Annotated in this window: 9 protein-coding genes; 7 read left to right on the top strand and 2 right to left on the bottom strand. The window is 69.7% G+C overall.

Annotated elements, in window-relative coordinates; genetic code table 11:
• The first annotated feature begins 47 nt into the window (after positions 1-47).
• From ABD732_RS11940 to ABD732_RS11920, 5 genes are read left to right on the top strand one after another with little or no spacing between them, the layout of a single operon-like run.
• Positions 48-584, top strand: a complete 537-nt coding sequence (locus tag ABD732_RS11940; protein ID WP_344783936.1) for an MTB12 C-terminal domain-containing protein — start codon at positions 48-50, stop codon at positions 582-584.
• A 9-nt stretch (positions 585-593) separates the two neighbouring features.
• Positions 594-1310: a S1 family peptidase gene (locus ABD732_RS11935; protein WP_344783934.1), complete on the top strand. Its 717-nt coding sequence runs from the start codon at positions 594-596 to the stop codon at positions 1308-1310.
• A gap of 29 nt (positions 1311-1339) precedes the next feature.
• Positions 1340-1777 carry an HIT family protein gene (locus ABD732_RS11930; RefSeq protein WP_344783932.1) on the top strand — a complete coding sequence of 146 codons (438 nt, stop codon included), beginning with the start codon at positions 1340-1342 and terminating at the stop codon, positions 1775-1777.
• A gap of 32 nt (positions 1778-1809) precedes the next feature.
• The gene (locus ABD732_RS11925) at positions 1810-2019 is read left to right on the top strand and encodes a hypothetical protein (RefSeq protein WP_344783930.1); all 210 of its coding nucleotides are present in this window, start codon (positions 1810-1812) and stop codon (positions 2017-2019) included.
• Positions 2016-2747 carry an SIR2 family NAD-dependent protein deacylase gene (locus ABD732_RS11920; RefSeq protein WP_344783928.1) on the top strand — a complete coding sequence of 244 codons (732 nt, stop codon included), beginning with the start codon at positions 2016-2018 and terminating at the stop codon, positions 2745-2747. Before ABD732_RS11925 ends, ABD732_RS11920 begins: the two co-directional genes overlap by 4 nt.
• Before the next feature lie 13 nt (positions 2748-2760).
• On the opposite strand, the gene ABD732_RS11915 is transcribed toward ABD732_RS11920, so the two are convergent.
• Positions 2761-3753, bottom strand: a complete 993-nt coding sequence (locus ABD732_RS11915) for an ABC transporter permease (RefSeq protein WP_344783926.1) — start codon at positions 3751-3753, stop codon at positions 2761-2763.
• Positions 3754-3847: 94 nt separating this feature from the next.
• On the opposite strand from ABD732_RS11915, the gene ABD732_RS11910 reads away from it, so the two are divergent.
• Positions 3848-4441: a TetR/AcrR family transcriptional regulator gene (locus tag ABD732_RS11910; protein ID WP_344783924.1), complete on the top strand. Its 594-nt coding sequence runs from the start codon at positions 3848-3850 to the stop codon at positions 4439-4441.
• Positions 4442-4447: 6 nt separating this feature from the next.
• On the opposite strand, the gene ABD732_RS11905 is transcribed toward ABD732_RS11910, so the two are convergent.
• Entirely contained in the window at positions 4448-6184 is a 1737-nt protein-coding gene (locus tag ABD732_RS11905) for a DEAD/DEAH box helicase (protein WP_344783922.1), read from the bottom strand.
• Positions 6185-6335: 151 nt separating this feature from the next.
• Between ABD732_RS11905 and ABD732_RS11900 the strand changes: the two genes are divergently transcribed.
• On the top strand, positions 6336-8123 hold the full coding sequence (locus ABD732_RS11900) for an AMP-dependent synthetase/ligase (RefSeq protein WP_344783920.1): 1788 nt from the start codon (positions 6336-6338) through the stop codon (positions 8121-8123).
• Positions 8124-8150: the final 27 nt, after the last annotated feature.

The following is an 8150-nucleotide window of genomic DNA, read 5'->3' as shown; positions in this document are numbered from 1 at the left end:
TGCATTGCTGCTACTTTCTCGGTACCCCAGACCGCAGGAGAAGTTTCATGACCCGTGCGCCGCGCTTTCACTCCGCGGTGGTCGCCGGCTGCGCCGCACTGGCCCTGGTGCTCACCGCATGTGCCGAAGGCGGCGAGGCCGCCAAAGCCTCGGACGGTCCCCCACCGACAGCCGGCGACGAGACCTCGACGACGGCCGAGCCGCCACCCCCGGGCGCCGAGCCGCCGACCGCAGCCGACCTCAACCAGTCGATCGCACAGGCCTTCGCCGGGTCGATGACCATCGAACAGAAGGCCGCGGTCTTCGAATACGGGGCCCAGGACCCGCTGCTGGTCGACCGCTTCACCGAGGCAGCCGAAACCAACCACCTCACGCTCACCGTCACCGAGGTGCGCCGAACACCCGCCGGGGCCGTCGCCGTCGCGCAGGTCACCAGCCCGACAGGCGTTCAGGATCGCGACGTCCCGATGATCTACGAGGACGGACACTGGCTGATCACCTCCGAGTTCACCTGCTCGGTGGTCGCTGCAGCGAATCTACGATCGCCGGTCTGCCCGGTCCCCTCGCCGCCGGCCGGGAACTGAGGGGATTCGATGCGACCCACACGCGCCCTCGCCCTGCTCACCGCACTCGTCGTGGCGGCCGCCCTGACCTTCGGCGCCGGTACGGCCCGTGCCGCCCCGACACTCAGCGTCGGCATGGGCATCGCGATCGGCGACGGCATGTGCTCACTGGGCTTCTTCGCCTACAACGCCGACCACGATCGGCTCGCCGTCACAGCCGGCCACTGCGCCACCGACTCCGGACAACAGGTGTACACCCTGGGGGGAGCGCCGATCGGCACCGTGGTCAGCTGGCTTGACGACGCCGATCCCGACCGCGACGGCAGGTACAACAACACCGATCCGCGCGGCTACAGCCTGATACAGATCGACGCCCGGTGGACGATCGAACCGTTCTTCGCCGACGCCGCCGACCCGGAGGTGGGCCAGCAGGTCTGGAAGTTCGGGGAACGGACCGGCCAGACCGGCGGCACCGTGACCGACATCGTCAACGCCGACGAGGCGCCCCGCTATCAACTGATCGAGGCGCGCATGGTGGTCCTCGGCGGCGACTCGGGAAGCCCTTGGTACTACGGCGATTCCGCGGGCAGGCCGGTACTCGCCGGGATGAGCTCGTCGAGCGACTTCGACGATCTCACCGCCTCCAGCGGCCAGGCACAGGCTCAGACCATCGAAGGGCTGCACGCATTGATCGCCGGCCAGGACAACGACTGGACCCGAGGCTTCAAGATCTGGGTGGACCGCTGACACCCGCGCGGGCCGATATCCTCGAGCACATGCCGGATTGCATCTTCTGTGCCATCGTCGACGGCACCGGGCCCGCCGAACTGGTCTACGCCGACGACACCATCATCGGTTTCCTGGACATCCGCCCGGTGCGCCCCGGTCACACCCTGCTGATCCCCCGCGCACACGCCACCGGCCTGGCCGACCTGCCGCCGGAGACCGGCGCCCGCCTGTTCCAGGCAGGCCAGCGCGTGGCGGCGGCGATGCGCTCGAGCCCACTGGGCGCCGACGGGGTGAACCTGGCACTCAACGACGGCCGGGCCGCCTTCCAGAGCGTCTTCCACACGCACCTGCACGTGCTGCCCCGCCACTCCGGCGACAAGCTGGGGCTGGCCAAGGGCTTCCTCACGCGCCGCGCCGGCGATCTGGCGGCGATCGCGGAGATGCTGCGCACCGAACTCGGCACAGACCCCGTCAACCAAGGTTGACGACCGGCCGCCGGTGCGGCATCCTCGATGACATGAAGACCGGATTCGACGAGGCCGGAGACGCCGGCGAAACACCGATCGAGCAGCTGACCGGGATCGCCGCCCGCCGCCGGGATCTGGCCCGGGACGAGGAGGTCGCGGTGCGCCGCGCCCGAAACGCGGGGCTGTCGTGGGCCGAGATCGGACTGTTGCTGGGAGTGACAAAACAGGCGATGCACAAGAAGTACCGGAAGGTCGGATGAACCACCTGGATCGGGCGCGCGAGATGGTCGGCGCCGCCGCGAACGTAGTCGTGTTCACCGGCGCGGGAATGTCCGCCGAGAGCGGCGTGCCGACCTTCCGGGACGCGCTCACCGGCCTGTGGGCCCACTTCGACCCGGCGGAGCTCGCTACACCGGAGGCCTGGGAGCGCGACCGGAGCACCGTGTGGTCGTGGTACGCCGAGCGCGCGGCCGGGGTCCGGGAGGTGGCGCCCAACGACGGCCACCGGGCCATCTCCCGGCTGGCCGACGACAAACGTGCCGACGGCGGATCGGTCAGCATCATCACCCAGAACGTCGATGACCTCCACGAACGCGCCGGCGGCGGCGACGTCTGCCACCTGCACGGCAGCCTGTTCGCGCCGCGCTGCGACCGCTGCGGGAGGCCCGCGTCCGTCGAGACCGCCCTGGACCCCGCACTGACCGCATGCACCGCCTGTCCGGGACGGATCCGCCCCGGCGTCGTCTGGTTCGGCGAACTGCTGCCCGCCGACGCCTGGGCCCGCGCCGAGGAGGCCTTCGCCGCGGCGGACCTGGTGCTGGTGGTCGGCACTAGCGGCGTCGTTCATCCGGCGGCCGGACTGCCCGAGTCCGCCGCCCGAGGCGGGGTGCCGGTGCTCGAGGTGAACCCCGAGCCGTCCGAACTGACCGGTGTGCGCCTGCGACTGCCGGCCACGGCCGCCGAGGGCCTGCCCCGGCTGGTCGGATAGGGCGCGCCGATCCTCAGGCGGCGGCCGGTTCGCTCCGCGAAGCCAGCACGTCGGCGGTGAGACGCCGCCGTTTGAGCACCGCCAGGCCCAGCAACAGGTAGCCGACGACGATCCACATCGCCAATGCCGCATACGCCATGCCGGTCCCCGTCCCGGGGAACGTCCCGTCGGCGAAGAACGCCGCGCCGCGCAGCGCGCTCGCGGTGGCGCCCAGCGGGAACCACTGCCCCACCTCACCCCAGATCCACGGCAGATACTCCGGCGGCATGGAGATTCCGGACAGCGGCATGCCCACCAGCATGAACAGCAGCGCGGCCACGCCCATGCCGGCCAGCCCGATCAGCGAGACCAGACCGGCCACCACTGCGGCGATCGAGAAGATGCCCGCCGACATCGCCAGCCACTGCGCCCAGAAGCCGCCGGAGAGCACCCCGGCCGCCATCGCGACACCGATACTGGTGGCACCGACGACGGCCGCACCGACCGGCAGTGCGATCGCGATCAGCCGCACCCGGCGCAACAGCTGAGTCAGTGCTATACCCAGCACGGCGCCGGCCATGAAGACCGGCAGGATCATCGACCCGAAGCCCGCGCCCCGCGGATCGGACTCCGCCGGCGGTGCGACGTCGAGCACGCGCGTCTGCGGGCCACCGGCCCGGGCGCCGAGCTGCGTCAGCGTCGTCGCCACCACCGGGCTGGCCCCGGTGGCCACGACGGTGACCGGGTCGGGTCCCAGTGCGAGTCCGCCGTAGACCTCACGGTCGGCCGTCGCGGCCTGAAGTGCCGCGGCGTCGTCGTACCGGTGCACCTCGAAGGCACCGGGCTGCCCCTGCTCGAGCATCCCGGTCGCCTGCGCGACGGCCGGCGCCGGCCCCGCCAGGCCGATGGGCACGTCGTGCGGCGCGCCGCGTGAGGCCGGGCCGATGAACATCAGCAGGATCAGCGGAATGAGGACGGCCAGGCCCACGATCAGGGCGGCGACTTTCCGGACAGGCACGGCGGCCACGAGGCCCCTCTCGACTTCAACAGATGTTGAAGGAACGGTAGAACCCCGCCTGGGCCGATGTCAACAACTGATGAATTCGGCTAGAGTCGTGGTCGTGAGCACCCCCGAAACCCCGGCCCGGAGCGGCCGCCGCGCCGGACCGAGCACCACCCGCGACGACATCCGCCGCGCCGCGCGGGAACTGTTCGCCTCCGGCGGCTTCGACAAGACGACGATGCGCGCCGTGGCGACGCGAGCCGGCGTGGACGTGGCCCTGGTGCCGTACTACTTCGGCAACAAGCGCGGGCTGTTCCTGGCCGCGATGGAGTTGCCCATCGATCCGGCCGAACTGGTCGCCGCTGCCGCCCGCGGGCCGCGCGAGGGGCTCGGGCTGCGTCTGGCGACCGGGTTCCTCACCACCTGGGACAGCCCGGAGTCCGGCCCCGCCCTCCAGGGCTTCCTCCGGTCGGCCGTCGTCGACGACTACGCCGCCCGGGCGTTCGGGGAGTTCACCTCCCGGACGATGCTGCCCCTGATCGCGGCCGAGGCCGGCATCAGCGAGGACACCGCCCGGGTGCTGTCGAGCATGCTGTTCGGAGTGGCGACCATGCGGTACGTGCTGGCGGCCCCCGCCTTCACGAGGGCCTCCACGCAGGAGATGATCGACGTCTACGGTCCGCGCGTGCAGGCCGTGATCGACGCCGACTGAGCCGAATCAGCTGCGGCCGCGACCGGCCACCCGCTGCGGGCGCTTGCCCCAGTGGTCCTTCTTGCCGTAACCGCCCTTGCCCTTGTTGCCGCCGCGCTGACGCGGCGCACCCAGGTCGCGGCGCAGGTCGATCGGATTCTTGCCGATCCGGGTGTGCTTGAGCATCCCCAGGGTCCCGGCATCCAGGTCCTCCGGCAGCTCCACCAGGGAGAAGTCGTCGCGGATGCTGATGTTGCCGAAATCGGCGCGGGTCAGCCCGCCCTCATTGGCGATCGCACCGACGATGGCACCCGGCGAGACCTTGTGCTTACGGCCGACCGCGATGCGGTAGGTGGCGAACTTGCCGCCGCCGCCCTTGGGGCCACGGTCCCGGTGCTCCGGACGTTCCCGGCGCTGCCCCGCGGGCGGGTCGGGCGCCAGCAGGAAGCCGCCGTCACGGGTCTCCAGCGCCAGCGCCGCGGCGACGTCGGCGAGGGCCACGTCGTTGTCGCGGGCGTAACTCTCGACCAGGCCGCGGAACAGATCGAGGTTGTCCGACTCGAGGTTGCGCGTGATGGACTCGCCGAACTTCACCACCCGCTGGGCGTTGACGTCCTCCACCGAAGGCAGGTCGATCTCGGTGAGGTCCTGGCGCGTCGCCCGCTCGATGGCCCGCAACAGATGCCGCTCCCGCGGCGAGACGAACAGCAGCGCGTTGCCCGAGCGGCCCGCGCGGCCGGTACGGCCGATGCGATGCACGTACGACTCGGTGTCGTGCGGGATGTCGTAGTTGACCACGTGCGAGATCCGGTCGACGTCCAGACCACGAGCAGCCACGTCGGTGGCCACCAGGATGTCGATCGAGCCGTCCTTCAGTTGGTTGATGGTGCGCTCGCGCTGCGCCTGCACCATGTCGCCGTTGATGGCCATCGCCGACAGTCCACGGGCCCGCAGCTTCTCGGCGAGTTCCTCGGTGGCCGACTTGGTCCGGACGAAGACGATCATCCCGTCGAAGGGCTCCACCTCCAGCACCCGGGTCAGGGCGTCCAGCTTGCGCTGGTGGGACACCTGCAGGTAGCGCTGCGTGATGTTGGCCGCGGTGGAGGTCTGGGACTTGACCTTCACCTCTTCGGGGTCGTTCAGGTACTTGCGTGCCAATCGCCCGATCGTCGCCGGCATGGTGGCCGAGAACAGTGCGACCTGCTTGCGGTCGGGAGTGTCGGCCAGAATCCGCTCGATGTCCTCGGCGAACCCCATGCTGAGCATCTCGTCGGCCTCGTCGAGCACCAGGAACGCCAGTTCCGACAGATCCAGCGTGCCCTTGTCGAGGTGGTCGATGACGCGGCCGGGGGTGCCGACGATCACCTGGGCGCCGCGGCGCAGGCCGGACAGCTGGATCCCGTAGCTCTGGCCGCCGTAGATCGGCAGGACCTTCACCTCGGGCATCTTCGACGAATAGCGACCGAAGGCCTCGGCCACCTGCAGGGCCAGCTCGCGGGTCGGCGCGAGCACGAGCGCCTGCGGCTTGCGGGCGCTGGTGTCCAGCTTGGAGAGGATCGGGATGGCGAAGGCCGCCGTCTTGCCGGTGCCGGTCTGGGCCAGTCCGACCACGTCCCGCCCGGCCATGAGTGGCGGGATGGTCGCGGCCTGGATGGGTGAAGGCGTTTCGTAGCCGACATCAGTCAGCGCATCGCGCACCCGGTCGTCGATGCCGAAGTCGTCGAACGAGCCGGTCGCTGTCGTAGTGGTGTCGGCGTCGCTCATGGGCGCTCATAAGTAGTCATTGAGACGGTATTCTACCCCGTAACAGGCCTGTGACATGCACCACTTGACGCGCTGGTAGGGTTTCGTTTCACGAGGTTCGTCCGAACCGTCCGTTCGCGAATATTTCACACTCTCCGAGGGGTTGCATGCCATGCAGGAGTACACCACTCCCTCCACGTTGACTGTCGGCGACGACGTCACCACCATCACCCGCATTCAGGATCTGCGTCGCAACAACCCGACGCTTCCGGTGTTCAAGCGCCTCGGCGACTCGGGCCACTGGCTCAACGTCACCGCGCTCCAGTTCGCCGAAGAGATCGACGCCGTGGCCAAGGGCCTGATCGCCTCCGGCGTCGAGCCCGGCGACCGCGTCGCCATCCTCAGCTCCACCCGGTACGAATGGAGCCTCCTCGACTACGCCATCTGGCGGACCGGGGCCACCACCGTCGCCATCTACGAGACCTCCGCCCCCGACCAGGTCGACTGGATCCTCACCGACTCGGGCACCAAGGTGCTGGTGGTCGAGAACGCCGACCAGCGGACCAAGCACGCCGAGGTGATCGCGACCGCCGGCGACCTGCGCGAGACGCTCGTGATCGACGAGGGCGCCATCGCCGAGCTGCGCAAGCGGGGCGCCGAGGTGCCCGACTCGGCACTCGACGAGCGGGAGGCCGGTTCGCGCTCCTCCGACGCGGCCACCCTGATCTACACCTCCGGCACCACCGGGCGCCCGAAGGGCGTGGTGCTGACCCACGCCAACTTCATCGCCGAGTGCGCCGCCGTGCGCGACTCGGTGGGCCCCGGTTTGGCCGAGGGCAAGTCCACCCTGCTCTTCCTGCCGCTCGCGCACGTCTTCGCCCGCGTGGTGGCGGTCGGCTGCATGGAGAACGGCGTCGTGCTGGGGCACACCAACGATCTGCCGAATCTGGTCGAGAACCTCGGCGTCTTCCAGCCGCACTACGTGCTGTCGGTGCCGCGGGTGTTCGAGAAGGTCTACAACTCGGCTCGCCAGAAGGCCATCGACGGCGGTAAGGGATCGATCTTCGACAAGGCCGCCGATACCGCGATCGAGTACAGCCGAGCGCTCGACACCGGCGGCCCGGGCCTGGTCCTGCGTCTCAAGCACGCCGTCTTCGACAAGCTGGTCTACGGCAAGCTGCGTGCCGCACTGGGCGGCCGGTGCGAGGCCGCCGTCTCCGGCGGCGCACCCATGGGCGAGCGCCTCGGCCACTTCTTCCGCGGCGTCGGCATTCCGGTCTTCGAGGGCTACGGTCTCTCGGAGACCACCGCCGCGGTCACCGCGAACAACATCGAGCACAGCCGCATCGGCTCGGTCGGACGCCCGGTTCCGGGGGTCACGGCCGCCATCGCCGAGGACGGTGAGGTGCTGCTGCGCGGCCCGGTGGTCTTCACCGGTTACTGGAAGAACGACCAGGCCACCGCGGACGCCATCCGTGACGGCTGGTTCCACACCGGCGACATCGGCCGCCTGGAGGACGGGTACCTCTACATCACCGGCCGCAAGAAGGAGCTGATCGTCACCGCCGGCGGCAAGAACGTCTCGCCCGCGCAGCTCGAGGACACCATCCGCGCGCATCCGATGGTGAGCCAGTGCCTGGTGGTCGGCGATCAGAAGCCGTTCATCGGCGCTCTGCTGACCATCGACGCCGAGGCCGCTCCGGGCTGGCTGGAGCGCAACGGCCTGCCGGCGGACACCTCGATGGAGGATCTCGCAACCAATGCGGTGCTGCGCGCCGAGTTCGAGGAGGCGGTGGCCTCGGCCAACGCCAAGGTATCCGCGGCCGAGCAGATCAAGAAGTTCGACGTGCTGGCGACGGACTTCACCATCGACACCGGTGAGCTGACTCCCACGATGAAGCTCAAGCGCAACGTCATCCACGACACGTACAAGCAGGCCATCGCCGATCTGTACACGTGAATCGATGATGTGGGTCTGATCACCGAG

Source organism: Gordonia caeni (genome assembly GCF_039537105.1).
Classification (GTDB): Bacteria; Actinomycetota; Actinomycetes; order Mycobacteriales; family Mycobacteriaceae; genus Gordonia; species Gordonia caeni.
This window is presented reverse-complemented; position numbering and strand designations above follow the sequence as displayed.

Coding starts and splice junctions, on each gene's coding strand:
- ABD732_RS11925 (WP_344783930.1), top strand. CDS start 1,810: ATGAAGACCGGATTCGACGAGGCCGGAGACGCCGGCGAAACACCGATC.
- ABD732_RS11940 (WP_344783936.1), top strand. CDS start 48: ATGACCCGTGCGCCGCGCTTTCACTCCGCGGTGGTCGCCGGCTGCGCC.
- ABD732_RS11900 (WP_344783920.1), top strand. CDS start 6,336: ATGCAGGAGTACACCACTCCCTCCACGTTGACTGTCGGCGACGACGTC.
- ABD732_RS11920 (WP_344783928.1), top strand. CDS start 2,016: ATGAACCACCTGGATCGGGCGCGCGAGATGGTCGGCGCCGCCGCGAAC.
- ABD732_RS11905 (WP_344783922.1), bottom strand. CDS start 6,184: ATGAGCGACGCCGACACCACTACGACAGCGACCGGCTCGTTCGACGAC.
- ABD732_RS11935 (WP_344783934.1), top strand. CDS start 594: ATGCGACCCACACGCGCCCTCGCCCTGCTCACCGCACTCGTCGTGGCG.
- ABD732_RS11930 (WP_344783932.1), top strand. CDS start 1,340: ATGCCGGATTGCATCTTCTGTGCCATCGTCGACGGCACCGGGCCCGCC.